Origin of the sequence: Legionella quinlivanii (assembly GCF_003265995.1) — a bacterium.
In the GTDB taxonomy this organism is placed as follows: domain Bacteria; phylum Pseudomonadota; class Gammaproteobacteria; order Legionellales; family Legionellaceae; genus Legionella_C; species Legionella_C quinlivanii_A.
Genome location: NZ_MVJN01000006.1, coordinates 142,411 through 167,310, shown reverse-complemented (window position 1 = coordinate 167,310; position 24,900 = coordinate 142,411). Strand labels below are relative to the sequence as shown.

The following is a 24,900-nucleotide window of genomic DNA, read 5'->3' as shown; positions in this document are numbered from 1 at the left end:
CAGTCTCATCATGTCCCTCGATTACTGATAACGATTAGATTACAATTAATAATAATTCTTAAATTTCATGGATGAGAAAGCATGCACATTCTAACCGTTCATTTCGCCCTGTATAACAATGAGTAATCTGGATACCAGAAATTTTGCTATCATTGTTAACCAACAGGCACGAAATGCAGAGAAAATCGATAGCTATTTATCGCGATTGTCGGAAGCAGGATTCCAGTACCAGTTTTTTTCCGTAGCGCCGGAATCTCTTGAGGACACCATTAGACTTTGCCAGAAGAAATTCGACTTAATTCTAATTGGCGGAGGCGATGGAACGCTTCGCAGTGCCGCTCAGTTGCTAGTTAATTCGACAACCACAATGGGCGTATTGGCCTTAGGTACTTTGAATCATTTTGCCAGAGAATTAAAGTTGGCAACAACGATTGATGAGCTCATTGATGTTCTTCACTCTCCTGTTGTTAAAAAAATTGATATTGCCAAGGTCAATGACCATGTATTTATAAATAATTCTTCCATCGGATTTTATCCGCGCTTTGCAAAAAAAAGAGACTCCTATGCCAAACGGATTAATAAATGGCTGGGCTATATACCCAGTTTTATACACGCGCTGCGTACACATAAAACATACAGCATCAGGCTTAGCGGTGAAGAAATGGATCTTCGCCTTCGGTCATCATTTATTATGATTAGTAATAATTGCTATAGCTGGGAATTTCCTGCTAAATTCGCTCGTGAAAGCTTCAATGAACATAAGCTGGGACTTTATTATTTAAAGCATGGAAGAATAGAGATTACTAAAATTTTCGATGTCTTGTTGGGAAACAATAATCATTTTGAAGCGACCTGCAGCAGTTATCCTTTAGAAATTAATATTGAAAAATATAAAGAGATCAGTGTATCTCTGGATGGTGATGCTCATAAAATGAGTTTGCCATTAAAATATCAATTATTACCCGATTCACTAAACTTGCTGGTTAGCTCATGAAAATTATTCACATATCCGATTTACATTTTGGATTACATCGACAGGAAATAATACATCGTTTTTTGATAGAAGCGGCTGCAATTCAGCCGGAAGTTATTATTATTTCGGGGGATCTGACTCATCGCGCCCGCTCTGAACAATTCCGTGATCTGAAAGCCTTCCTTTCCCGTCTGCCCGGCAAGGTTCTGATTGTTCCTGGAAATCATGATGTTCCTGCATTTGATTTAATTCAGCGCTTTCTTACCCCGTTTGATAAATATCGGCACTTTATTTCAAATGCAATGGAAGTGAGCTATGAAAATGAAAGCGTACGCATTTTAGGACTCAATAGCGTTAATCCTTACAGTATAAAAGACGGTAAGCTTTCTTCGGATAGTTTAAAGAAAATTGAAACTTATTTTAGTGAGGCTGAAAATAAGTTAAATATTCTCTTTTTCCATCACAACTTTCAGCATTTTGAGGGCTTGCACAGGCCATTAAGCAACACACGCGAATTTATTGTATCGCTTAAAAAGTCTGCTGTTCATCTGATTTGCACCGGACATCTGCATTATGCAAATGTCAGCTTTCTCGAAAAAAACGGCCAGGAGTCGTTCGCTTTGCTGCATGCGGGGTCTCTGTCATGCCAGCGAACTCGCGATGATCGAAACAGTTTTTATCTGATTGAGGTAGAGGCAGGGGAATGCACTATCGAGCTTAGAACTTATGAGCTAAATCAATTCAGTCAAAAGGAAAGCCATGCCTATCGTTTCTGAGTAAAAGGCAATGGCTTTCCTGAAGTTTAGGATTTTCGCCTAAACTCCATTAAAGTAAAAACACTTGAAGTCGGGTAACTATTCATAAATTCAAAACCTGCGGGTTCAATGCATTGTTGCCACTCAGCCAGTGAGCGTTGCCTGCCATCCAATAATACCATCATCACGATATCCATCGTTTTGTTAGGATGCGGCAGATCATTAACGGGCATGACCTGTTCCGCAATCAGTAAAGTGGAAGACTGCGGCATGCGCTGATAGCAATTAGTGAGAATGGTCTTCATCATTTCGTCATTAAAATCATGAAGAACCCCTTTATATAAATAGGCATCGACCATGGGGATTTCAGCAAAAAAATCTCCGGCCTGCAATTGTATCTCGGAGGGAAAGTCAGAGTTTGACAGCTGATCAATAACAGACGGAGTATCAAATACGGTGATAGATAGTTCCGGATAATGCTTATGAATTGCCTTTGCCATTCCACCGCGGCCGCCTCCCATATCAGCCAGCGACTGAAACCGGCCAAAGTTGTAGCATTTCGCAATAGGCTCATCATCATAGGTCGAGAGTTTAGCCATGCCTCTATCGAAATTTGCCTGCTTTTCGGCATGATTGCTAAGAAAGGTAAAAAATTCTTCGCCATGTTTATGTTCAAATGCTGACTTACCATTTTTTATACTTTGATCAAGCATTGAAAAAGCATCCCACCAGTTATCATCAACCATTCGTAAGACATCCCGCACAGAATGAGGATCATCATCGCGAAGCGGTTTTGACAGCTCTGTCAATGCATAGGCGTCAGGTGTCTGGTATTCAAATAGGCCATAGGAGCTTAAAAACTGCATAAGTCTCCCTAGAAGTTCGGGATCTGTGCCGCTTTTTGCTGCTATTTCTTTAACACTGACGGGTGTTTCTGTCATGCAATTTGCGATTCCAAGAGAAGCAATGGCATGAATAGCTCTTGAGACGACATACCAGCGAGACATTGTAGCTAATCGAACGTGAGGTGCTTCATTTTGTGTTTGCATTGCAAGTCCTTGGCAAAATATCCTGTTATTTGTTCAATATAGCCTAGATACCTACATCTTCTCAATCGGCGGAATAGAAATCATCAGAATGAGGGCTAAATTTCGTTTTTGCAGTTTAAACCCGATGCTGTTTAATTTAAACTAGGGTAATTATTTCAATCTATCAGAGTGTTGTGAGGCTGACCAAACTAAATTCCGAACTGCTCGGCGAGCCGGTGAAATTAATCGCAATACTCATGTTTACGATTTTCCTGGCCTTATTCCTTACTGAAATGTACTCTCTTGCTATAAAGTCTCAGGAGCAGAGTTCTGCTGAATTAAATATTGAGAGGGTCAAGCCTGGACCGAGCCAGGAAGAGCTGAATAAAAAGTCCGCTATTTTTAAGGCAGCATTGTTTGGCGTTTATGTTCCTGTTAATTTATCAGGCCAGGATATTAAAGAATCAATGCTTGATCTTGAGATAGTAGGAATCATGTATTCGTCGGAAAAAAACGCCTCTCAGGTATTGATACGCTCTGCTGGAGGCCAGGAGCGACTTTATGTGATTGGAGATAGCTTACCGGGTGGCGCAACGATTAAATCAATCAATGAGCAGGATATCGTTGTTTTGCATAATGGTGCTTTAGAGAGCATCAAGTTACCTAAAAACCAGCTCCATTTTGATGGGCCGGTCAAGCCGCTTTTTAAGGATTAGCCAGTATGCGATTAGTTTCAAAATTAATCATTCTCTTAATTTGTTGTTTTTTACAGACGGCCTGTTTCAGAGCTGTAAATTTCGATGAAGGGATTGCCTGTTTCCGTGCACAGGATTATAGAAAAGCCTTCATTCACCTCTTGCCTGCAGCGGAAGGCGGCCAGCCAGATGCACAATATGCAGTGGGTTATATGTATTACTATGGACGAGGGGTTGTTGAAGATCGTGAAAAGGCCTGGCTATGGATCAACAGGGCTGCAGCGGCTGGACAAGCGGACGCACAACAAGCGCTTGTAATTTTGAATACTCATCACAAGATGGTTCGGTGATAGAAGCTTCACAGCTTCGTAGTTCGGGCGCTTTCGCCCGACATTCGATTGTTTCATTCAAAATAAACAAATGAGATAATATTGAAATGTCGGGCGAAAGCGCCCGACCTACGTTTGTTAGCTAAATCATTCCGGTTTTTGCAATGACTCAATCACAGCACCCAGGAAACGGGTGGCTTCTCCACCGGTTACAGCTCGGTGATCAAAGCTTAGGGAAAGCGGAAGCAAGCGGTGGGATTTTATCTGTCCATTTGCGGTAACTGCCCCACTGTACAAACGACCTACGGCTAAAATAGCAACCATTGGTGGAACAATAATCGGGCTTGCGAATTTGCCCGCAAATTTTCCAAAGTTTGACAGGGTGATTGTTGCACCTTTTAGCTTATCTGCGGGAACTGCTCGCTCACGGACAGATTTTTTAAATTCATCGATGATGGCTCTTAGTTCCTGCGCTGATTTTTTATCTGCGTCATGAATAACCGGCACAAACAATCCATCTTCTGTATCCATCGCCAGACCCAAATGAACACTTTCAAAACATTTACGAGCGGAATGCTCTGTGTTAAACCAGGCATTGAGGGCAGGCTCTTTTTTTGCACCATCCGCTATTGCACGAATAAGGCGGGCAGTAATATCCTGATTGGGTTGCCAGGCTTCAATATCGGCTTCATCGAAGATGCTGACGGGTACAATAACCTGATGAGATTGGACCATGCTGTTTAGCATCGCACGTCGTACACCACGTAAAGGTTCAAATCCTTCGGGTATGCTTGTTTTAGGGCTTGCGGCACGTTCCACATCGTCACGTGTTATCATCCCATGCTGACCTGTGCCAGCCAGGGTGCACAAATCCACGCCCAATTTTTTAGCTAAAACGCGTACTGCAGGCGTCGCTTTAGGGCGTTTATTATTTTCAGATGCCGAGGGGCTTATTGAGCCGATTGTAAAATTATCTTCGCTGACATCATGGCTCTCTTCGAGATTGCCGACCACAGTGCCTTTGTCAGTTCTTGCCGCGGTTGTTTCAGCAAAAGCCACTAAAGGGGTACCTGTTTTCAGTACATCGCCAGGCTTTCCAAATAATTTAACGATGGTGCCGTCCTGAGGGCAGGGAACGTCTACTACCGCTTTTGCAGTTTCCATAGACACAAGCGGTTGATCCAGTTTAACCTGGTCGCCTTCCTTTACAAACCACTCATGAATTTCAGCATCAGGCAGACCTTCACCCAAATCAGGCAGATTAAAAATATTCATAATTACTCCATTATACTGAGTACGCTGTCCTTAATACGCTGGACACTCGGAATGTAAAATTTTTCAAGTTGAAAATAGGGCATTACCGTATCATAGCCCGTTACCCGTTGAACGGGGGCCTGTAAATCACCAAGACAGTTTTCCATCAATTGAGCCGATATTTCTGCACCAACTCCACAGGTTCTTGCTGCTTCATGGACAATCACGCAGCGGCCGGTTTTTTCAACTGAGTTAATAATTGTTTCAATGTCCAAAGGCTTAATAGTTGCCACATCAATCACTTCGCAGGAAATGCCTTCGTCCTGTAATTGTTTGGCAGCCTGCATGGTTTCATGAATACTGGCGCCCCAACTGACCAGAGTGACATCGCTCCCCTGTTGCAGAGTAAAGCATTTTCCAAGAGGCAGGGCTTCACCGTTATCTTCAACAGGTTGCTTCACCAGACGATAGATACGTTTAGGTTCAAGGAATATTACCGGATCAGGATTTCTGATTGCCGCTAATAATAATCCATAGGCTCTTCTGGGCGAAGAGGGAATCACCACTTGCAAACCAGGTATGTGAGTAAAAAGGGCTTCAGTGCTTTCTGAGTGATGCTCAGGTGCACGGATACCGCCGCCGAAGGGAGCTCTGAAAACAATCGGACAGTGCAGACGGCCGCGAGTTCGATTTCTCATACGTGCCGCATGAGAAAGAATCTGGTTAAATGCAGGATAAATGAAACCCATAAACTGGAATTCAGCAACGGGTTTTATCCCCTGAACTGACATTCCCACTGACAATCCGGCAATCATCGATTCCGCCAGAGGAGTATCAAAAACCCGTTCTTCGCCAAAACGTTCCTGGAGGCCGACAGTGGCTCTGAATACTCCGCCATTTTTGCCGACATCTTCACCAAACACAACGACGTTCTCATCATGTGCCAATTCATAAGCCAGTGCCTGGGTGACTGCTTCTATGAGGGTAATTTCAGGCATTGTCGGCTTCCTCCATTGCAATGGCCCGCTGCTCAATCAGATAATCGGGTAAGGTTTCATAGTGATAATCAAAAATGCTGGTAATTGACTGCCTTTTCTGACCAAGATATTCATCAACCGCTGCCTGAACTTCAGTGCTGGCTTCAATAGTTAGCTGTTCTTCACGAGCCGCATCCCATAAATTGTTTGCTTCAAGGAAATGACGAAATCGGCTGATTGGCTCTTTAGGTTTTGCTGCATCGACTTCATTCTGAGGTTGATAGCGGGTTGCATCATCTGCTGTGGTATGGTCACAAAGCCGGTAAGTCAATGCTTCGATGAGCGTTGGTCCTTCACCGCGTCTGGCCTTTTCAATGGCCTCGCCAATGACTTTACGGCAGGCTACTACATCATTTCCATCGACTTGTACGCCTGTAAAACCGGCGGCGATTGCTTTCTGTGCGACAGTTTCTGTTGCTGTCTGTTTGGAAAGAGGTACTGAAATAGCCCACTGGTTATTATTAACAATAAAAACCACGGGAAGATTCCAGGTGCCGGCGACGTTCATTGCTTCATAGAAATCACCTTCCGATGTACCGCCTTCGCCGATACAGGTTACGGCCACACGAGATTGATGACGGTATTTAAAGGCAAAGGCTACGCCTGCTGCATGCAGGCATTGTGACGCGATTGGCACGCAAATTGGTAGATCTTCCTTGTTATTGGCAAAATGGCTTCCACGTTCATCTCCACCCCAATAGGCAAGGATTTCCGACATTTTTACACCACGCTGGAATTGCGCGGCGTAATCCCGGTAATAGGGAACAAGCACGTCTTCCGGGCGCATGGCATGACCAATAGCCGTTGATATTGCTTCCTGGCCATTGATAGGTGCATAAGTTCCCATCTTTCCTGTACGCTGTAATGCGATGGCTTTCCGATCAAAGATGCGTGTCCTTACCATAATACGGTAAAGATCCTGCAGAACCTGATCCTGTTTCGCAAAATCAGGCAAGACAGCACAGGCCTCACCATTTTCATTAATACACTGGTTGAATTGAATTTCAAACTGGGCGACTGTTGTCACGGATTTTCTCCTTGTTCACAACATATCGCCATAGAATACTCATTATTTCTCTTAAAAACCATCCTTGTTTGAAACAGTTTTTTCTAAAGGGCTAATGAAGAGCTTTCCTGTTCTGCTGGTTCGTATACACCAGTCGCTTCAGTTTTCTCACCAGCGTTGCTGCTAGCAGGAACTATATTATCCGCGGCGTTTTTGATGAGCGTATTGATGCTCTCGATAAGGTGATTTAGCAAAAGCGTTTTAAAAGGAACCAGTTTTTCCTCGGTAGAATCATTTACCGAATTAAACCGTTTTTCTTCCGAGGGAAAGGCATATTTACCACTTGAATAAAGGAGGGGAGTAACCAGCGCTTTTAAAGAGCTCCTTAATTGCACTGCAAAGTCCTCATAAATATAGAAATCTCTGGGATCTTTATGCTCGTCTTTCCAGGTGCCCTTTAAGCTGATATTGCCAACAAAAGGGGAAATACAATAGTATTGTACTTTTATATAATTAATCAAATCACCCATTAATGAAAAAATAAAGCGATCCAGTTCGTTACTGGATTTTTTATGTAATTCCGAAGGTGAGATAACCCCTTTGATTAAGGCATAAACAGAGTACATGCATTGCGCCTGTCCATCTTTTTCGGATTCAAGAATGGCAATTTCAATTTGTTGAGGATGTTTAGAACATTCATTGGAAATACGTTCCATTTCTTTTTTGAACATCCACTCATATTCAAGAGATTCAAGAATAAGCTGTGTCATTCCCGCTAGTAATAAATCAAGTTTCTGCCGTTTGGGTTTAAGTTTGATTTTGACTTGTGCCAGAAAAGATTGCAGCGATTCATTATCGTCTTGAATCTGGGTTAACTCAGAGCTGGTAAAATAATGAAAAGCTAATAAGCGAGCCATTACCAGTTCTGATTTTTCAGCCTGGCGTTTTATAAATCGCGCCGCCTCTGATTTGGATTTGCTGGTTCTGGCATTGATCTCTGCATAGATTTTGAGATTTTCCTGGGTATTAACCATAGCTCCAACAATTGCCATGCGAAAATAAGAAAAGATTGCTGCGGGAAAAGGATATTTAGAATCGACCTGCTGTAAAGCGCTCTCAATAATATCGAGAAATTTTTTAAGTTTTCGGATGAGTGCCCCTTTGATTTCATATAATTTGGTCATCTCGATTAGATGTAATTCCTTGATGATATCCTGCTCATCTCTTAAAAGCTGCATAGCACTTTTTTGTTTGTCGTTAGTTGTTTTTTCACTAAGCGCATCAAGAAATACGAGGGTTTGGCGCCAGGCTTCAGGTGATTTGTCTATTGGAATGATTGTATCGATATTAAAACTTCCCGGGATGTAGGAAGCTTTACTGGATAGCGCGGCAGCATCAAGCGGTTTCAAGGGGGAGCTTTGGCGCATAATTGGCAACTGTACAGAATGACGGGAGTCTTCAGCTGAGGCATCAGCGATTTGACTCTTTGTTCGCTCTCTATTTTCTGAATAGTTTTCCAGTGATAAAGATGCCCTTTGGGTTTTGGTGGTTTTGCTTCCCTGGATACGGGTTGATGTGTTGCGTTTGAACATGGAAAAACCGGGCAGGTTTGTTTTTTCAATGTCTGAGGCTTTACCTGTTTTTTCTGGAGTTGATTGTGGGATAGGTACTTCCAGCATCGGATAAGTTTTTATAAACTCCTTTACGTCATCAATGACTGCTCGGCTGTCCTCTAGTCGGATCCCATTAATTTGTCTCATGGCGTCCACAATGGCGGCTCGGGGTGTCACCACTTTAAGCAGATCACTCTCTGTCTTAAAAATATATTCGGCTGTGTTGGATTCAGGATTGTACTCCCAGAGGAGGGCAGAATTAGGTATAACCTTTAGAAAACTTACTTTCATATGCAGTTGATAGTTGAGAAATTTAATGGAATCCTTTTTCAATTTAAATTATCATTATTAGGTTAAATTGTACAAAAAGGATGTAACTTGTTCGAGTATAATATATTAGAATTATCTTATCCGTCAAATTTATGTCATAACTATAGCAAATTTAGTCAATTAACTGGCTTTGTGCTTATTGAAAGTGCAGATCAACTTCGAGGTCGTTTTGATATTCTGACAGCATTCCCATATGAGCTTGTTAATGAAAAGCATCTATCGGATCTAAATAATCTCTTCACTTATCTCGATTCATTGTTGCCCCCTGTCCCTTCAAGCTGCGATTTGCCGTTTCAGGGAGGCGCAATAGGCTATTTTTCCTATGATCTGGCTTGTCAGCTCGCTGGAATAGAGATGGAAATCCACCCTGACATGGAGGGTATGCCATTATTTCACCTGGGGCTATATGACTGGGCAATCATAATTGATCATCATTTAAAAAAAGTGAGTTTATTTGCTGCCAATACCAGGAAGGAAACTCCGGAAATTGCCGCTGCTATGGCTGAGTTATGGCTGGAGGCAGACGAGGAAGCCGTTACGGATGGTGAGTTCAAAATTCAGCTCCCTCTGTGCACATTTATTTCCTGTGACGATTATCAAGAGTCGTTTCGTTTTATTCAGGAAGCGCTATTTCAAGGCCGCTGTTATCAGGCTAACTTAACTCAAGGCTTTTCTATGGGTTATGAAGGGAACAGTTATGCCATTTATCAAACAATTAGAGCAGTGAATCCTGTTCCCTATGGAGCATTCATTAGGCTGGAAAACGCAGATATTTTATCATTTTCTCCCGAATGCTTTCTGACTTATACGCAAGGTAAATTAACGACTTCTCCAATAAAGGGTACTGCCAGGAATGATGAAAATGAAGCACGCGATAATGCAGCAAGACTGGAATTGATAAATTCTGAAAAAAATCGTGCTGAAAACATAATGATTGTGGACTTACTTAGAAATGATCTGGGGAAAATTGCGAAAACAGGCAGCGTCAGGGTTACTGGGTTATGCGAACTTCAAAGTTATAAAGGCGTTCATCATTTAGTCAGTCATATTGAAGCGGAATGCCGGGAAGATATTGGCATGTTTGCAGCGTTTGGGGCCTGTTTTCCTGGTGGTTCGATCACGGGGGCTCCCAAATTAGAGTCAATGAAAGTGATTGCTGAAAGTGAAGCCTTTGCCCGTGGGGTTTATTGTGGAAGTATTGGGTATTTCTCCAATCACGGGCGATTTGATACGAATATTGCTATTCGGACAATTACTGCAAAAGGGAATAAACTCTTGTTTGCCGCAGGTGGAGGTATCGTAATAGATTCAGAGTGTGATAAGGAATATGATGAGTGTTTTATTAAAATTAATCCCATCCTGAAAGGATTGTTAGAGAATGGAAAATAAGATAGCCGCGGTCATCGTTCTTTTTGAAGAAAAGAGCAAATCATTGCTGCTGACTATACGCAATCCTTTTCTGCGCAGCCACCCCGGGGAAATCTGTTTTCCTGGCGGTGGTTGGCAAGAAGACGATCGAAGTCTCCAGGACACCGGTTTACGTGAGTTGCATGAGGAACTGGGTATTACAGCTGATCGGGTTCGATTAATTTGCCCAATGGAAAAAGAGCATACTCTGACTGGTTATATTATCCACCCATGGTTTGCCTCAGTTAATTCAATAGAGCCGTTCACGCTCAATGCTGCAGAGGTTTCTGAACTATTTATGCTGCCGATTGATCAGATCTGTATACAAGCTAATTATCAGGAGATTGAGTTTAAAAGAGGCGGCTTAACATTCAAAACTATTCGATTTCTTCATGAAAGCAAATTTGTATGGGGCGCTACGGCCAGGATCATGCATCAGTTCTGTGAAAATAATTATTTTAGTCTTTTGGAAAGGCTAAATAAAGCTCCGGCTTCGAAATGATGTATATCCCCATGAATCACACTCCACTTATATGCTTGCTGTGTCATTCCTGCGAAGGCAGGAATCTATTTTCATCGCGGGTACTGTGCCGGATCGTGGATGGCTTTCCGCCTACGCGGAAAAGACAGACCTTTATCAGTTGTTGATAGTACGGTCATCAAGCTATTTTTTTATTCTTTGGAAATTGATGCAAGGCATCAGTAATTTGTTTATATAACTCAGGCAGCCATCTGGGTTGAGCAAAATTTGAAGTCGCTGGTTTGGCAACTCGTAAGTCATTGGGCGCAATAATCATCTTGATATTGTTAAGACCTACTCTGCGGCTTAAAAGAAATAATTGATCAATGGCCTTGTCTCCTACAGCAAGGCAGCCAACAGAAAGTGATTTCCCATGCAGAAATATATCACCCCCCAATTTTGTTCGCCCATCTTTACTTGCTTGCAGCCGATCAAAATTATTTGGGTAATTAATCATCATTGACAAGTGCATACTGCTAAAAGGGTTAAATGTAACCAGTTTATAGACACCTTCCGGGATTTGTCCGTCTCTTTCTTTTAGTTTAGGGCCAAGACGGCCGCTAAATGCAGTTAATGGATAGGTATGGATGTGTTTCCAGTCATGATTATCGTTTTTAGCCCATAACTCAATCTGCCTTTCCTGTTTAAAGGCGAGCAGGGCTATTTCTTTGGGAGGATAAGCCACATTCGCTTTGGAGAAAAAACGAATTAATTCAGGCTCGGTACGTAAACCATATCTGATAATGGCATTATCAACGGCTTGGTTCCAATTCAATTTGGGAGCCATTGCCAGAGATGACTGGCTAAATATAATTAATAAGCTGATTAGCAGTCGTTGCATGGTCTTTTTATGAGATAAATTTTTCACGATAGTACCAAAAAATAATCAATAGAACAAATTATCAACAGCAATCGAAATGAGTATTTACGGCATTTTTGAATTAACCCCTGAATGAGTGAATTTAGCCTGTAACTGAGGCGGGAGCTGCTTTAAAACATGGGCTGGCGGAATGCGTAAACCGCCAACTGATGGAAGCAGACCATAATAATTGGGGCACATATATTGAACGTTACCTTCAGGGCTTATTTTATAAAAAACATAACTATAGTTGCAGTATTCAACTTGTTGGAAGCTTGCCACCTGTAGAAGTGGTGTGTTTTGAAGCCGGTGTTCGATGAAAAACGCATTGATCCATAAATTGCTTATTAAAATTGCTGCACCAGTTACTGCGATTGCTGCTGTTAAACCGGATATATAACGATAAAGTATGCTTTTAGACTGTCTGAACGAATAACACAGCAGATAAACAATACAAATGATCAGAACCATTAGATTGAGAGAGTAGACAGCAGCATGTTTGTAATTGAAATAACTGCCAAGAATTTCACCACCCGCTGTTTTGTATTCCAGCAATACCGCAATAAGACTAAGCCAAAGTGCCAGAGAAATATAGTTTTTATGACTGGATTTGAAACCATAGGCGAGTAATACCAGACTAATGAGTGGAAAAATAAAATAGATAGAATTCATCAATGAAATCATATTATATTCCTTAAATAGACATCTTGGCGCTGAATTAATCTACACCTATGGGATTATTGCCTAGCCTGCGCGATAAGCTGATGTTAGTTATATTGCTCTACAGCTTGTGAAAGATCAAGTAATAGATTTGTAACTGATCAGGATTTTGCGCATCAATCAGATTGGTATCAGCAAACGTTTATAACTTTTGTTCAGATCCTTCTGGAATACGTTGCGGCAGATCTTTGATGATCAGTATTACCGTCTCTTTTGGAACTTCGACTCCCTGATGACGTGCAAGGTTAAATTTAATCTGTTTCTGCGGAAAGATATGAAGAGATTTGCTCATATAATACAAAGGGAAGTGTAGAATATTGATAGTGTAGGTTTTTTCCTTACTGGACAGCTTGGGGGGTTGATGTGATTCCAGTGTGCCAAGCCATAGAGGTTGCTTCATTGATTTTAAATGAAAATTTGAACGCCACATTCTCAGAATAAGCATGGGTTTTCGCCGGCCTGGCTTAAAAGTCATTACCAGGACAGGTTTTCGGTTTAAATAGAGCGGGGCCATCAGAGGGATTTCTGCAGAATAATTTTTACTAAACCGTTTAAGTAAGGCATAGAACAATGAGTCATTCTGCTTGTGCCAGCCTTGACGGGCTAACTCCTCTTCCAGATGATTGATGGAGCCGGCATACTGCACATTAAATAAAGCAATTGGTTTGCCGATTCGGTTTGTACGAAATGCAGGCAAAAGAGGGGCTGTCTGATTCCACCAGCGGGCATCGGTAAAAACATACTGCGCATAATAAGGCTGATGGTTTTTAATTTCCTGATCATGATGCAGCAAGGTTCTCAGCAAGGTGCCGCCAAGAATAAGGCCCAGTAAGAAGTATCTTAGCCAGAGAGGACTGACAATAAGAGAAATTTTGCGACGATAAAACAGCCAGTGAATTGTGCTTAATCCTAATCCGGCCATATAGGCTGACAAGATATCTGTTAACCAGTGATCTCCTAAATAAATAGTGCCAAAGCCTGCCAGAATTAATACTGAAATAGCCAGACTGTTAAATGTTCTGGTAACTCTGTTTTTATGCAAATCATTGCTGAAGTACATGAGCATAGTATATTGGGCAGTTGCAAAGCTCAGACCAATGGAAGGATAGGAGTTACCGCTCTGAATATTTAACAGGCCCTCTGGTCTGGCGCTTGGTATCAGCCAGTGAATGAATAACATGAGCAATGCACAGCTTAAATGGAGATTGATCCAATAAGCTGCCTGCCGCCAATTGTGTTGCCAGGAATAGATTATGAAAACCCCGGCGCACACTGCCAGTAAATTAATGGGGCTAATTACCGATACCAGAATGATAAAAAAGCTGTCGAAGGAAATTCCGCGCAAGCTCTGTAGAAATAAATGAACGGGTTGATTTAATACAAAAAGACCTTTCTGATCGTAAACCATAAAGGAAATAATCAGCAAACATAACAAACAGACAAGAAATACCAGGCATAATCCCGCTGTTTGATAATGATTGCTTTCATTGGCAGGCGTTAATCTGGAGATAATCGAAGCCAGATGCGGGTGCCGGCTTGACCAGGACCAAAAGTCATGAAGGCTTGTACGTAATAGTCTATTGACTCTGACGATTATCCACTTTAAAACTACACTGAATAACCAGATTAAGCCGAGTAATAGTAAGACAACTACCAGGAGACGTGCTGCACTTTCTGGCGAAAGCTCAGAGCTAGCTGCACCAATCAATACTCCAGGCAGAACATAGAGCAGGGACCAGCCGATAGCTGAAATAAAATTGGCGATGAAGAAACGCCATTGGCTCATTCCCATCATGCCGGCAATAACCGGAATGATCGAGCGGAGCGGGCCCACAAAGCGACCAATCAATACACTTTTACCACCGTGGCGTTTAAAATAATCTTTACCATAAGTTAAAAGGTTGGGATAACGTTTAAACGGCCAGATAGAAATAATACTGTCTCTGAAGGTGTATCCAATGAGATAGCTGATGCTGTCGCCTGCAATGGCTCCTAAAATTGCTGCTATCAGTGTCAAATCCACACGCATCACGCCGGTACCTGCCAGTATACCTATCGCGGTCATAGTGATTGACCCAGGAATGATGCTGCCAATAATGGCTAAGGATTCAGAGAAGGAAACCAAAAAAGTAAAGAATAATGCCCAGTGCGGATTATACTGCAGCCACGAAATCAGAGGCTCAATGTAATGGGAGAATAATTGCATACTTGTCAGGTTTTAAAATGCTTTAAAAAAAGTGCTGCAAGGTTTTGTTTCACCTCAGCCAAGTCAATGCCTGGTACATAGTCACTAATCTGAGTCATCTCTAACTGACTAAAGCCGCAGGGATTTATCCCTTTAAAGGGTTGCAGGTCCATATTCACATTCAGTGCAATTCCATGATAGGTGCAGCCATTTTTCACCCGTAATCCTATAGATGCAATCTTTTTTTCATTAAAATAGACGCCGGGAGCACCGCAGCGAGTTGTGGCATCAAGTTGATAATGGGCTAACAAGCTAATCAACAGGGCTTCCAATTGACAAACAAGGGTGCGAATACCGATATGCCTTCGCTTTAAATCCACTAAAACATAGGCGACTAATTGGCCGGGACCATGATAAGTAATCTGACCGCCACGATCGGACTGGATAACAGGAATGTTCGCTGGATTGAGTAAATGTTCCGGCTTGCCTGCCTGACCTTGGGTATATACTGGAAAATGCTCCAATAGCCAGCATTCATCGCTGGTTTCTATCTGCCTGTTGCTGGTGAATACCTTCATTTCATCCCAAACGGACTGATAGGTTTGTAGTCCAAGATTGCGTATTATCATCATAAAACCATTTTGATATCAGGATGACTGGTAAGCTCCCGGTACAGATTATCCAGTGAAATCTGATCATAAATAAACACAGTCACAGTAACTGAGACATAATTTCCTCGCTCGGTATTTTTAGACTGGATTTTATGATCCGGTGTCTGAGGATAGTGTTTCAGAACGATCTCGGTTATTTCTGCCACGAAACGCTCTGTATTACTCCCAATAATTTTTAAAGGGAAATCACAGGGAAATTCAATCAGACTGGGTTTATCATTCATAGTTTTCTAACCAACTCTTTGTATCGGATATTAATTTTCTGCCAGTAAATTCCCGCCTGACCATCGCCAATCGGTAAATTATTGACTTGGGTAACTGGATAAATTTCTTTAGTAGTGCTGGTAATCCACAGTTCAGATGCAGTAAAAATATCTTGTACCGGAATAGGCTCCTCAATAAATTTCCAGTTAAGCTCTTTTATTAAGTCTAATGCAATTTCGCGGGTAATGCCTGGAAGGCAATAGTGGTTCAGAGGAGGGGTTCTGATAATATTATTTTTGTCTACCAGAAAAATGTTACTCACACTCCCCTCGGTAACAAAGCCTTTTCTGGTCAGGATGGTCGTATTTGCCCCTTGGCGAATTGCTTCATCATTGAGCAGGACATTAGCCAGCAAGGCGGTTGATTTAATATCGCACCGCTCCCAGCGGTAATCTTCAAGAATTATCGCATGAAGCCCCTCCGCTGCAGCGGATGTGGGAAAGCTGCTATGAACAGTGAAGGCCACCACTGTAGGTTCTAATTTGTCAGGAATATCATGTTTACGCACTCCCTGATTACCTCGGGTAATCTGAATGTATAACTGCATGTCACCATTGCCATTGAGTCTGATTAATTCATCCAGCACAGGCAGCCAATCTATTTGCGGATCAGGGAATCTCGATTTGTCGAGACTGGACTGTAAGCGTCTGAGGTGCTTTTCAACAAAGAAGGGGCGTCCATCGTAGACTGGAATAACTTCATACACTGAGTCTGCAAACAGAAAACCACGATCGAAGATTGAGATCTTCGCCTCGTGGCTGGGTGTGATTTGTCCATTCAGATAAACGAATTGATTCATTTGTCTTTTATCCAAACCAACGCTTGAACATCAAACGCACGGAATCTTTCATGCGGGTAAAAATGCCGCCTTTTTCAATGGGTTCGAGCGCATAAACCGGGTGTGTATCAATTGTTTTTTCATCAAATTGAACAACCAGCTCGCCAATCTTGTCACCTTTCTCAATTGGTGCCTGGAGACTTTCTGCTACAGTTGTTGTGATATTCAGGCGTTGATATTGGCCATTAGGTATAGTGATATACTGATCCTGCAGTAAGCCAACATTCAGCTCGCTGGAAGCGCCTTTGTATACGGGAACTTTGGTAATACTTTGTCCTGCTTTGTAGAGAGGATGTGTTTCAAAAAAACGAAAACCATAATTCAGAAGACGTTCACTGTCATCTGCCCTGACTGAATCGCTTGGAGAGCCTAGTACGACTGCCAGGAGGCGCATGTTATCTCGTTTGGCAGAGGATACCAGACAAAAACCCGCATCATTGGTATGACCTGTTTTAACCCCATCGACCTGACTATCTCTCCAAAGCAGACGATTACGGTTAGGCTGGCGAATTCCATTGTAAGTAAACCATTTTTGACCATACCAGTGATAGTATTGAGGGAAGTTCGTAATCAGCGCACGTCCCAAAATAGCGAGATCTTTGGCAGTAGTATGTAAATTGGGATCAGGCAGGCCGGTACTGTCCGTGAAGTGACTATTCACCATCCCCAGTTGCTGGGCCTGTTGATTCATAATTTCAGCAAAGCCGGGCTCACTGCCGCCGAGATGTTCTGCCATAGCAACACAGGCATCATTACCTGAATCAACAATAATCCCTTTCAGAAGATCTTCAATACTTACCATCTGACCTTCTTTAACAAACATTCTTGAGCCGCCTGTTTTCCAGGCTTCGCGGCTGATTCTGACATTATCCGTCAAATGGATCTGGTCGTTGTGCAGCGCATTGGAGATGACGTAAAGAGTCATCATTTTTGTGAGGCTTGCAGGTGGTAATTGTTCCTCACTATTTTTCTCGGCAATAATTTTGCCGCTATTGACATCGATAAGAATATAGGCTTTGGCATTCAGGGTTGGAGGAGAAGGGGTGATAAGGGGTTTATTGGTTATAGTCGGGCTTGGAATCGGCGTATTAGGCAAAGCTGTATCAGCATAAAATACAGCGCTTTGGAAAAAAAGAGAGGCGGCCAATGCCACTTTGGAATAAATTTGCAAACACTTCATTTTATTATTTTACTCGCTGTTACAAAAATCCTGTTAGTCTAACACAGCATCAGCCTCCCTCCAATTATCTTCTTAGAAGATTAGCTATCGCTTATTTTTAAGTCGATTCGATGCGCTGTGCAAACTGCTTGTATCGTCTGACAAAAAATTTTCGTAGAATGTACATTATTTTCATAGTCATTAAACCACTAAAGTGAGAATTTATGCGTTGGATTGGGTTATTGCCATTGATGTTGCTTACTGCCTGCCAGGGACCTGTAAATACAATCGAGCCTCCCGTGCAGGAAGAGGGTAAAAATATTTCTTCTCCACGCAATAAATCATCAATCCGCCAAAAACAGTCTACTGTTCAGCAAAAAGACGGGGCACCTCCAGGCGCTCCACCAACGCGCTTTCATAAAGTAAACCCGGTCTATGAACCCTTCAGCCGCTATGGAAATCCCGGATCTTACGCTGTCAATGGCCATAATTATGAGGTCATGCGTAGTGCCAGCGGCTATAAGACTAAAGGTATCGCGTCCTGGTATGGAACCAAGTTTCACAGCAGGAGAACATCAAGCGGGGATGACTATAATATGTATGCGATGACCGCTGCGCATAAAACCCTGCCTTTGCCCACCTATGTCCGGGTGAAAAATCTTGAAAATGGGCGAGAGGCAGTGGTCAAGGTGAATGATAGAGGCCCATTCCACGATGACAGGGTTATCGACCTCTCTTATGCAGCAGCAAGCAAGCTGGGTTTGCTGCCTAAGGGAACCGCCGCGGTAGAAATTGAAGCCTTAACTGTCAGGGAGCCTGGTAAACCGCATATTGCTTATTATTATGTGCAGGCTGGTGCCTTCAATTCTCAGCAATTGGCTGCATTGTTAAGGGAAAAGCTGGCTCGTATCACTCCTTCACCGGTATTTGTTGAAAAATATAATGAGCGGTTTCTGGTGAAAGTAGGTCCCTTTGCTGAGCGCAACATGACGGATAACCTGAAGCGACAGCTAGCTCAGCAAGGAGTCGTTGGCGCATTTTCACTGTTACAGTAGTTTAATCAGCTATTCGGATCATCGATGACTACCCGAGTTCCTCGTTCGCCATCCTCAGGAACACTGACAAACTCTTCGTTTAACCAGCGGGCATCCTCTGTAAACATCCTGATACAGCCGTGGCTGTCAGGATACCCAGGAACTGTATTACTGCCATGTAAAGCATAGCCGCGGAAGAAATGCATGCAATAAGGCATTTCTGCACCGCCATTATTGCCATCCGCACGCCGTGGGAACGCAGTAGATATACAGTCTATATCCTGTTTTCTAATGACGCGAAACGAACCTGTCGGGGTTGAGCAGCCTCCATAAACGCCGTGACAGTGAGGATTTCCAGAAGAGATGGGCCCCCACCAAAGTAACTCACCGTCTTCATCATAGGCGCCCCATGCCAGTTTTTTCTGGCTGATATAAATAGTTTTCTCACCGTCTGATTCAATATAGCGCGGGAAAGGGGATACATCATAGATGGTTATTCTGTCCAGGTTTTTGGGTATCGCGATAACCATTCCTGTTCTAAGCCTGATGTTCATACGATTAATGCGCCGCACCAAATCCCTGGATTCCTCATTAGGAAAAAGGCTGGCCCATGTGTCGCCGGATTTGATTTTCATACAAAAATAATCCGGATCATTACAAAGCGTTTCTCCAAATCGGCTTTCTGACCATGCGGCGGGAAGGAGAGAAATCATTAATATTATTATTTTGCACCATTGTCTCATGATTTTACCCCCAATTTATCAACTGGTTGATCTTGATAACGGCACAATTAGAAAAAACTTTATATTTTTTTTTGATTAAATGTAATTTTCCAAGTCATCCCGAGCCCCCCACATCATCCGAACACAGCACGTCATCCCGATCACCGCGAGGGATCTCCCTGCAGTTGCACAGACTTGAATACTATAAAAGCGCTTGTTAATTGTGATTATAATGAGACGGTTGCATGAAAAACTATGAACGATCTTTACAACGCTTTTGGCTAAAGACCGTGCCACTGAGGGGAGATCCCTCGCGGTGCTCAGGATGACGTAAAAGTTGTGCGCGGGATGACGTGGAAGCTGTGCTCGGTATGACGTCCCGCAGTCACTTGGTTTTTATTCCTTAGGCCCAATTCCTGGCATTTCCATCCATGCCTGGTGGATTGTTGTCAACAGTGAATTTGCCTCGGCCAACAGCTCTGAATCGCTGTGAAGATTAGCTTTCAACAGAATCTGCTGAATATAGTCATATAGTTGATCCAGATTAACCGCAATATCTCCACCTTGTTCGTGATCAAGACTTGTTCTTAAACCATCGAGAATGCTGATAGCTCTTGAAATGTGCTCACCTTTCTCACTGATTTGCTGCCGCTGGATATGGCCCTGAGCTGTCGCGATATGAGAGCGGGCACCTTGCAATAGGAGATTGATTAATTCATGAGGGTTTGCCGATTCTATTCGGGTCTGTAAGTCGATTGATTTGTATTGATTAATTGCTTGCTCATACCTGTTTTTCATAATCATCTCTTGTTCAAGGTCAATTGGGGCAGGTTAGCCAACTGCTGGCTTAAGAAATTGCTGGTGCTTTGCATCTGAGATAATAAACCATCAAGGGCTGTAAATTGTTTCAGATAGCGTTTGCCAAGCTCCTGCGTGCGGTAATCGAGTTGAACGCGATCCTCGGCGATTCGTTCAATTTGATTATTCAGACTGCTGGTGCGATCAACTAAACTGCCCTTGTCATCGAGCAATTGTTCAATCAGATCATTAAATTTTACCGCCAGGCCATTGGTTACGGTAATATTTCCTCTTGCGCCAATCCCGCCGCCGGTGATATCAACTGAAAGATTTTTATAAGCGCCGCTGCCTTTTAGTGTTAACCCATTTGAGGATGTCGCAATCAAACCGCCGATGGTGCCGCTTAAACTAACCCCTGGATTGAAGGAGTCAATCGTTAACGCATAGGTTCCGGCCTTGACATCAGCACCAACCAGGTTGATTTTCACATTGCTATCGGAAGCCTTTGCCGACTTGGCGAAAAAAGCTCCAATGGATTCGTAGTGCGCGTCCAGTGCTTTGGTTAACTGGTCTTCATTAATCTCAAGCAAGCCGCTTTTTGTTGTTTTAATGCCCAGATCAGCCAGGGTTTTAAGCGGGGAGGAAGTATCCTGATTGACATCGCTGACCAATGCTGACAATGAAAATTTTAGATTTCTTATTCCCGTATCACCCTGCAGGCTGCCTGCTTTTTTTGTATTCGGATCGTAGCTGGTTAAATTATTAAGACTGTTCATGCTGTCATTGAACTGTTTAACAAACTCCCTGATTAATGAGGTAGTTTGTGCCCGGTTCGCCTCAACACCGAGTGAAATAAGTGTACCAGGCTGAGCTTTTTTCAAATCCAGAGTGACGCCTGCAATCGCGTTTTCAATTCGGTTGCTGCTTTCAGTGAGCAGTAAGCCATTGATTTTGAATTGGCTGTCTTTTGCCTCGGCAGTTTGAAGCATTGAGTTAACACTGTTTGTCGGATCATAGGCAAGTGCTGACAAGCCCACGCCATTGGTGTTATTTCCATCAGCATCATTTACAGTAATTCGCATTTCATAAGACTTTCCGGTCGAAGGGCTGCTTAAAGTCAGCCGAGCGCCCTGACTGTCCTGAACAATGGCTGCCTGCACGCCGCTGTCACTGTTATTAATCGCATCGCGAATCGCAACAAGACTGCTTTGACCTGCGCCAATAGTAATAACTAGCGGGTCTTTATCAGCATTCAGGGTAAAACTGCTGAGATCATTGCTGTAACTTCCAAACTCAATCGTTAATGATCCCTGACCGACAGGAGAGGATGCGTTGGCAAAGGCTTGGGAGGCGAGGTTTTGCTTCGCCGCTAACTGGATAATCTCAATATCATAATGACCATCAATAGCATTATCGCCAATAGTGGCCTGTAAAGCATTCGGATCACTTAAGGTAGTTTTTAATGAATGAAATTGTTTTAAATCGCCAAGTTTAATCAGGCTGCTTTGCAATTTGCTGAGCGCGCTTTTCACTTGCCCAAGAGCCGAAAGCTCAGCCACAAGATCCGCTTCATGTCGATCAATTCTGTTTTTAGCAGGAGTAATTTCCGCTTTTACCAGCGCCTCAACAATTGATTTAATGTCCAAACCTGAGCCAACTCCTGGCGAACTTATTCCTGACACGTTATTGTCCTTAATATCTAATCAGATTTATATTGCAACTCAGTTACACTTTTTTATCAATAGAGCCGCTAATCATTTCATCAACCAGGCTTAGAAGTTTCAAATATTCATCAGGCGGCATTTTCCGTATGACTTTATCTGATAATTTCTCTGTTACGATGGTTTGAAGAACGCCGGTTGCTTTATCAATGGCCTGTTTACTTTGCGCCGTGCTCAATGGACTGGATGAAAAGGGTTGAGAGCCGACTTTAATATTCTCATGGATACCATTTGAGTCCTGTTCCAATGAATTGGACTTAATATTATTTGATTCAATCTTCATTTCGACCTCCCACTTAATCGAATACAGGAAGGATATAGCTAAAATGGCCTGCTCTCATCAGAGAGCAGGCTGGTAGTACTATTATCTGCCAAGTAAGGACAGTACAGATTGTGGCAGGCTGTTAGCCTGTGCCAGCATCGCAGTTCCAGCTTGTTGCAGAATCTGGGCTCGGGTTAAGTTAGCCGTTTCAGCGGCAAAGTCCGCATCCTGGATTCGGCTTCTTGCGCCAGAGAGGTTTTCTGCAACGTTTGCCAGATTGGCAATAGTGGATTCAAACCGGTTTTGCAAGGCACCCATTGCAGCGCGATTAGAATTCACGGAGCTTAAGGCTGAATCCAGTCGCAATATAGCGGATTGCGCACCGGCTGCAGTACCCACATCAATGCTGTCTACCCCCAGAGAGTCTTTGGCGATAGCGGCATTTAAGCCCAATGTAGCCACGGTTCCGCCAATAGAGATGCTATTAGTTGCACTTATAGTCAGACTGCCGCGCAACGTACCATCAAAATCGCCGCCGGTAACACTGATACCGTCTGTACCAGCTGTGAAACCGGTACCGCTTTCAGTGATATCAATATTACGACCATCGGCTGCAGTTAGGGTGAGATCACCACCGTTTAAACTGGCAATAACACCTGTCTGATTGCTCACGCCATTGATCGCATCACGAAGTGCAGTATTGGATAAGGCTGTTGCAACGTCCTGGTTTGTAAATACTGCTACTCCATTGACAGACAGGTTATAGGTATCTCCTGCTGTACCCCCAATCGCACCCACTGTCTGAGTTCCTGAGGTATTGGCACTTATAGACAAACCGGCGATTCCAGCATCATTGATAGCTGCTGCTTTGGCATAGGCTGAAGTAGCATCCTGCTGGGCATTGCCTGTAAATCCGGCACTGGAGTTGATGGTTGTAGCCGCACCGCCGCCAATGGCTATGGTTATATCAGTTGAAGCGGCGTTGGACACCTCAGTTCCACTCTGAGTAGCGATACCGCCAATAGATGAGGCTTTAATACTTCCGATGGCAAAGTTAATCGTCTGATTAGCGTTGGCACCTACCTGAAAACTGGCGCTGGAAAAAGAGCCATCCAGGATTCTCTGACCATTGAACTCAGTGTTTAAAGCAATTCGATCGAGCTCGCTTTGTAACTGAACGACTTCCTCCTGAATAGCCTGACGGTCGCCAGAGTTATTCGATGAGTTAGCTGATTGCAGTGATAGTTCACGCATACGTTGTAAGATATTGGTCGTTTCCTGCATTGCACCTTCTGCAGTCTGAGCCAATGATATACCATCATTCGCATTTCGTATTGCCTGGTTCATACCCCTGATTTGTGATGTCATTCTTTCAGAAATGGCCAGTCCGGCAGCATCGTCTTTAGCGCTGTTAATTCGTAGACCGGATGAAAGACGTTGAATGGCTGTCTGCATGCCTTTTTGTGATACATTTAAACTCCTTTGGGAATTTAATGACATCACGTTAGTATTAATCACTTGAGTCATGACCAAAATCTCCTCGTGCCTGAATCCCTGGATTGGGGATTATATTATTACCGGGAATTCGACCCTTGAATTCACCGTACCCACTTTAGTTATCGGACAGAAACAAAAAAACTTTAGGGGGCGTAGCACTTTATTTTAAAAAATGCGAGAAAAAAGGGAAAATTTTATTTAAAATTCATGGTGTGTAGAAAAAATAAACAATTTGATGATAATCAGCAGAGCCAGAGTATTGTTCATTAATTAAATGCGAACAATAGAGTGAATAAAACAAGCCTCAGATAAAAAATCAGGTTATACTGTTGCGCGTCAAATTCAATCCACGGATTCTTATCTATGAGTTGGCTAAAAAAATTATTACCTTCTAAAGTCAGAACAGAAGCATCACAGAAAAAAGGCGTGCCCGAAGGCTTATGGGTAAAATGCCTTGGATGTAACTCTGTTCTTTATAGTACCGAGCTAATCAAGAACCTCTCTGTATGCCCCAATTGCAATCATCATCATCGCCTGACTGCGCGTCAGCGTCTGCAACAGTTTTTAGATGAGGGCAGTATTGAGGAAGTAGCTGCTCATCTGGAGCCAATCGATCGACTGAAGTTTAAGGACTCAAAGAAATATAAAGATCGTATTGTCCAGGCGCAAAAAGCAACAGGTGAGAAAGAAGCTTTATTACTTGCCAAAGGCAGCGTTATGGGACAGCCTGTCATCGCAAGCGCCTTTGAGTTTAACTTCATTGGCGGATCTATGGGTGCTACGGTGGGGGAGAAGTTTGTACGTGGCGTCTTATTGGCAACTAAAGAAAGAAAGCCTTATCTCTGCTTTACCGCAAGCGGTGGCGCCAGAATGCAGGAAGGCTTGTTTTCCCTAATGCAAATGGCTAAAACCTCAGCAGCTCTGGCCAAATTTTCCGAAACCAATCTGCCATTTATAGTGGTACTGACAGATCCCACACTAGGCGGAGTTTCAGCAAGTTTTGCCAGTCTTGGTGATATCATTATTGCTGAACCCAATGCGCTTATCGGCTTTGCTGGTCCGCGAGTCATTGAGCAGACAGTTCGGCAAACCTTGCCTGAAGGCTTCCAGCGCAGTGAGTTTTTGCTTGAGCATGGTCATATTGATATGGTAGTTGACAGAAAGGCCCTTCGACCCACAATCGCTGAGTTAATTGCCAAGCTGTCGCACCGTAACTTGTAAGA

General features: G+C 43.1%; 25 protein-coding genes. 8 read left to right on the top strand and 17 right to left on the bottom strand.

Translation table 11 applies throughout. The features are described from left to right. Window positions 1–118 precede the first annotated feature (118 nt). Window positions 119–994 (top strand): diacylglycerol/lipid kinase family protein, encoded by an 876-nt coding sequence (locus B1207_RS09150; RefSeq protein WP_112219676.1) that lies wholly within the window; start codon window positions 119–121, stop codon window positions 992–994. Next, entirely contained in the window at window positions 991–1,749 is a 759-nt protein-coding gene (locus B1207_RS09145) for a metallophosphoesterase family protein (protein ID WP_112219675.1), read from the top strand. Before B1207_RS09150 ends, B1207_RS09145 begins: the two co-directional genes overlap by 4 nt. Window positions 1,750–1,775: 26 nt before the next feature. On the opposite strand, the gene B1207_RS09140 is transcribed toward B1207_RS09145, so the two are convergent. Beyond that, the gene (locus B1207_RS09140; RefSeq protein ID WP_112219674.1) at window positions 1,776–2,777 is read right to left on the bottom strand and encodes a methyltransferase; all 1,002 of its coding nucleotides are present in this window, start codon (window positions 2,775–2,777) and stop codon (window positions 1,776–1,778) included. A gap of 236 nt (window positions 2,778–3,013) precedes the next feature. Here B1207_RS09140 and B1207_RS09135 point away from each other — a divergent pair, with 236 nt between their 5' ends. Together B1207_RS09135 and B1207_RS09130 are read left to right on the top strand one after the other, a co-directional pair. After that, complete coding sequence (locus tag B1207_RS09135) at window positions 3,014–3,472, top strand: type II secretion system protein N (protein ID WP_146740056.1); 459 nt, start codon at window positions 3,014–3,016, stop codon at window positions 3,470–3,472. 5 nt (window positions 3,473–3,477) lie between these two features. Continuing rightward, window positions 3,478–3,801, top strand: a complete 324-nt coding sequence (locus B1207_RS09130) for a tetratricopeptide repeat protein (protein ID WP_112219672.1) — start codon at window positions 3,478–3,480, stop codon at window positions 3,799–3,801. Between the two features lie 126 nt (window positions 3,802–3,927). Here B1207_RS09130 and B1207_RS09125 read toward each other — a convergent pair whose 3' ends face one another. From B1207_RS09125 to B1207_RS09110, 4 genes are all read right to left on the bottom strand, one after another. Beyond that, entirely contained in the window at window positions 3,928–5,055 is a 1,128-nt protein-coding gene (locus B1207_RS09125) for a dihydrolipoamide acetyltransferase family protein (protein WP_112219671.1), read from the bottom strand. Between the two features lie 2 nt (window positions 5,056–5,057). Then, complete coding sequence (locus tag B1207_RS09120; protein WP_112219670.1) at window positions 5,058–6,032, bottom strand: alpha-ketoacid dehydrogenase subunit beta; 975 nt, start codon at window positions 6,030–6,032, stop codon at window positions 5,058–5,060. Next, entirely contained in the window at window positions 6,025–7,098 is a 1,074-nt protein-coding gene (gene pdhA / locus B1207_RS09115; protein WP_112219669.1) for a pyruvate dehydrogenase (acetyl-transferring) E1 component subunit alpha, read from the bottom strand. Before pdhA ends, B1207_RS09120 begins: the two co-directional genes overlap by 8 nt. An 83-nt stretch (window positions 7,099–7,181) precedes the next feature. Then, a complete protein-coding gene (locus B1207_RS09110) occupies window positions 7,182–8,981 on the bottom strand; it encodes a hypothetical protein (RefSeq protein ID WP_112219668.1) in 1,800 nt (599 codons plus the stop codon). 87 nt (window positions 8,982–9,068) lie between these two features. On the opposite strand from B1207_RS09110, the gene pabB reads away from it, so the two are divergent. Continuing rightward, window positions 9,069–10,409, top strand: coding sequence for an aminodeoxychorismate synthase component I (gene pabB, locus B1207_RS09105; RefSeq protein WP_172458238.1), 1,341 nt, complete (start codon window positions 9,069–9,071; stop codon window positions 10,407–10,409). Beyond that, window positions 10,399–10,929, top strand: coding sequence for an NUDIX hydrolase (locus B1207_RS09100; protein ID WP_112219667.1), 531 nt, complete (start codon window positions 10,399–10,401; stop codon window positions 10,927–10,929). Before pabB ends, B1207_RS09100 begins: the two co-directional genes overlap by 11 nt. A 157-nt stretch (window positions 10,930–11,086) precedes the next feature. Here B1207_RS09100 and B1207_RS09095 read toward each other — a convergent pair whose 3' ends face one another. The 7 genes from B1207_RS09095 to B1207_RS09065 all read right to left on the bottom strand — a co-directional run bounded on the left by B1207_RS09095 (window position 11,087) and on the right by B1207_RS09065 (window position 17,664). After that, window positions 11,087–11,788, bottom strand: a complete 702-nt coding sequence (locus B1207_RS09095; RefSeq protein WP_172458260.1) for a L,D-transpeptidase family protein — start codon at window positions 11,786–11,788, stop codon at window positions 11,087–11,089. Window positions 11,789–11,872: 84 nt separating this feature from the next. Next, complete coding sequence (locus B1207_RS09090; RefSeq protein WP_112219666.1) at window positions 11,873–12,490, bottom strand: type I secretion system protein LssZ; 618 nt, start codon at window positions 12,488–12,490, stop codon at window positions 11,873–11,875. A 178-nt stretch (window positions 12,491–12,668) separates the two neighbouring features. After that, the gene (locus tag B1207_RS09085) at window positions 12,669–14,732 is read right to left on the bottom strand and encodes a bifunctional DedA family/phosphatase PAP2 family protein (protein WP_112219665.1); all 2,064 of its coding nucleotides are present in this window, start codon (window positions 14,730–14,732) and stop codon (window positions 12,669–12,671) included. 5 nt (window positions 14,733–14,737) lie between these two features. Continuing rightward, window positions 14,738–15,340, bottom strand: coding sequence for a lipoyl(octanoyl) transferase LipB (gene lipB, locus B1207_RS09080; protein ID WP_112219796.1), 603 nt, complete (start codon window positions 15,338–15,340; stop codon window positions 14,738–14,740). Continuing rightward, window positions 15,340–15,606 carry an HP0495 family protein gene (locus tag B1207_RS09075; RefSeq protein ID WP_112219664.1) on the bottom strand — a complete coding sequence of 89 codons (267 nt, stop codon included), beginning with the start codon at window positions 15,604–15,606 and terminating at the stop codon, window positions 15,340–15,342. The genes lipB and B1207_RS09075 overlap by 1 nt, the downstream gene beginning before the upstream one ends. Continuing rightward, window positions 15,603–16,445, bottom strand: coding sequence for a D-amino acid aminotransferase (locus tag B1207_RS09070; RefSeq protein ID WP_112219663.1), 843 nt, complete (start codon window positions 16,443–16,445; stop codon window positions 15,603–15,605). The genes B1207_RS09075 and B1207_RS09070 overlap by 4 nt, the downstream gene beginning before the upstream one ends. A gap of 7 nt (window positions 16,446–16,452) precedes the next feature. Then, window positions 16,453–17,664, bottom strand: a complete 1,212-nt coding sequence (locus B1207_RS09065) for a D-alanyl-D-alanine carboxypeptidase family protein (RefSeq protein WP_112219662.1) — start codon at window positions 17,662–17,664, stop codon at window positions 16,453–16,455. 203 nt (window positions 17,665–17,867) lie between these two features. On the opposite strand from B1207_RS09065, the gene B1207_RS09060 reads away from it, so the two are divergent. Continuing rightward, a complete protein-coding gene (locus B1207_RS09060; RefSeq protein ID WP_112219661.1) occupies window positions 17,868–18,698 on the top strand; it encodes a septal ring lytic transglycosylase RlpA family protein in 831 nt (276 codons plus the stop codon). A 5-nt stretch (window positions 18,699–18,703) separates the two neighbouring features. On the opposite strand, the gene B1207_RS09055 is transcribed toward B1207_RS09060, so the two are convergent. The 5 genes from B1207_RS09055 to B1207_RS09035 form a co-directional block, all read right to left on the bottom strand. Continuing rightward, entirely contained in the window at window positions 18,704–19,390 is a 687-nt protein-coding gene (locus B1207_RS09055; RefSeq protein ID WP_370637234.1) for a L,D-transpeptidase, read from the bottom strand. Window positions 19,391–19,795: 405 nt separating this feature from the next. Further along, on the bottom strand, window positions 19,796–20,203 hold the full coding sequence (gene fliS / locus B1207_RS09050) for a flagellar export chaperone FliS (RefSeq protein ID WP_172458236.1): 408 nt from the start codon (window positions 20,201–20,203) through the stop codon (window positions 19,796–19,798). Further along, on the bottom strand, window positions 20,200–21,879 hold the full coding sequence (gene fliD / locus B1207_RS09045; protein WP_112219660.1) for a flagellar filament capping protein FliD: 1,680 nt from the start codon (window positions 21,877–21,879) through the stop codon (window positions 20,200–20,202). Before fliD ends, fliS begins: the two co-directional genes overlap by 4 nt. A 43-nt stretch (window positions 21,880–21,922) precedes the next feature. Next, the gene (locus B1207_RS09040) at window positions 21,923–22,201 is read right to left on the bottom strand and encodes a hypothetical protein (protein ID WP_112219659.1); all 279 of its coding nucleotides are present in this window, start codon (window positions 22,199–22,201) and stop codon (window positions 21,923–21,925) included. Between the two features lie 81 nt (window positions 22,202–22,282). Further along, window positions 22,283–23,707 (bottom strand): flagellin, encoded by a 1,425-nt coding sequence (locus B1207_RS09035; protein ID WP_112219658.1) that lies wholly within the window; start codon window positions 23,705–23,707, stop codon window positions 22,283–22,285. A gap of 333 nt (window positions 23,708–24,040) precedes the next feature. On the opposite strand from B1207_RS09035, the gene accD reads away from it, so the two are divergent. After that, complete coding sequence (accD, locus tag B1207_RS09030) at window positions 24,041–24,898, top strand: acetyl-CoA carboxylase, carboxyltransferase subunit beta (RefSeq protein ID WP_112219657.1); 858 nt, start codon at window positions 24,041–24,043, stop codon at window positions 24,896–24,898. The last annotated feature ends 2 nt before the right edge of the window (window positions 24,899–24,900 follow it).

Coding starts and splice junctions, on each gene's coding strand:
- B1207_RS09150 (WP_112219676.1), top strand. CDS start 119: ATGAGTAATCTGGATACCAGAAATTTTGCTATCATTGTTAACCAACAG.
- B1207_RS09145 (WP_112219675.1), top strand. CDS start 991: ATGAAAATTATTCACATATCCGATTTACATTTTGGATTACATCGACAG.
- B1207_RS09140 (WP_112219674.1), bottom strand. CDS start 2,777: ATGCAAACACAAAATGAAGCACCTCACGTTCGATTAGCTACAATGTCT.
- B1207_RS09135 (WP_146740056.1), top strand. CDS start 3,014: ATGTTTACGATTTTCCTGGCCTTATTCCTTACTGAAATGTACTCTCTT.
- B1207_RS09130 (WP_112219672.1), top strand. CDS start 3,478: ATGCGATTAGTTTCAAAATTAATCATTCTCTTAATTTGTTGTTTTTTA.
- B1207_RS09125 (WP_112219671.1), bottom strand. CDS start 5,055: ATGAATATTTTTAATCTGCCTGATTTGGGTGAAGGTCTGCCTGATGCT.
- B1207_RS09120 (WP_112219670.1), bottom strand. CDS start 6,032: ATGCCTGAAATTACCCTCATAGAAGCAGTCACCCAGGCACTGGCTTAT.
- B1207_RS09110 (WP_112219668.1), bottom strand. CDS start 8,981: ATGAAAGTAAGTTTTCTAAAGGTTATACCTAATTCTGCCCTCCTCTGG.
- B1207_RS09100 (WP_112219667.1), top strand. CDS start 10,399: ATGGAAAATAAGATAGCCGCGGTCATCGTTCTTTTTGAAGAAAAGAGC.
- B1207_RS09095 (WP_172458260.1), bottom strand. CDS start 11,788: ATGCAACGACTGCTAATCAGCTTATTAATTATATTTAGCCAGTCATCT.
- B1207_RS09090 (WP_112219666.1), bottom strand. CDS start 12,490: ATGATTTCATTGATGAATTCTATCTATTTTATTTTTCCACTCATTAGT.
- B1207_RS09085 (WP_112219665.1), bottom strand. CDS start 14,732: ATGCAATTATTCTCCCATTACATTGAGCCTCTGATTTCGTGGCTGCAG.
- lipB (WP_112219796.1), bottom strand. CDS start 15,340: ATGATAATACGCAATCTTGGACTACAAACCTATCAGTCCGTTTGGGAT.
- B1207_RS09075 (WP_112219664.1), bottom strand. CDS start 15,606: ATGAATGATAAACCCAGTCTGATTGAATTTCCCTGTGATTTCCCTTTA.
- B1207_RS09070 (WP_112219663.1), bottom strand. CDS start 16,445: ATGAATCAATTCGTTTATCTGAATGGACAAATCACACCCAGCCACGAG.
- B1207_RS09065 (WP_112219662.1), bottom strand. CDS start 17,664: ATGAAGTGTTTGCAAATTTATTCCAAAGTGGCATTGGCCGCCTCTCTT.
- B1207_RS09060 (WP_112219661.1), top strand. CDS start 17,868: ATGCGTTGGATTGGGTTATTGCCATTGATGTTGCTTACTGCCTGCCAG.
- B1207_RS09055 (WP_370637234.1), bottom strand. CDS start 19,390: ATGATTTCTCTCCTTCCCGCCGCATGGTCAGAAAGCCGATTTGGAGAA.
- fliS (WP_172458236.1), bottom strand. CDS start 20,203: ATGATTATGAAAAACAGGTATGAGCAAGCAATTAATCAATACAAATCA.
- B1207_RS09040 (WP_112219659.1), bottom strand. CDS start 22,201: ATGAAGATTGAATCAAATAATATTAAGTCCAATTCATTGGAACAGGAC.
- B1207_RS09035 (WP_112219658.1), bottom strand. CDS start 23,707: ATGACTCAAGTGATTAATACTAACGTGATGTCATTAAATTCCCAAAGG.
- accD (WP_112219657.1), top strand. CDS start 24,041: ATGAGTTGGCTAAAAAAATTATTACCTTCTAAAGTCAGAACAGAAGCA.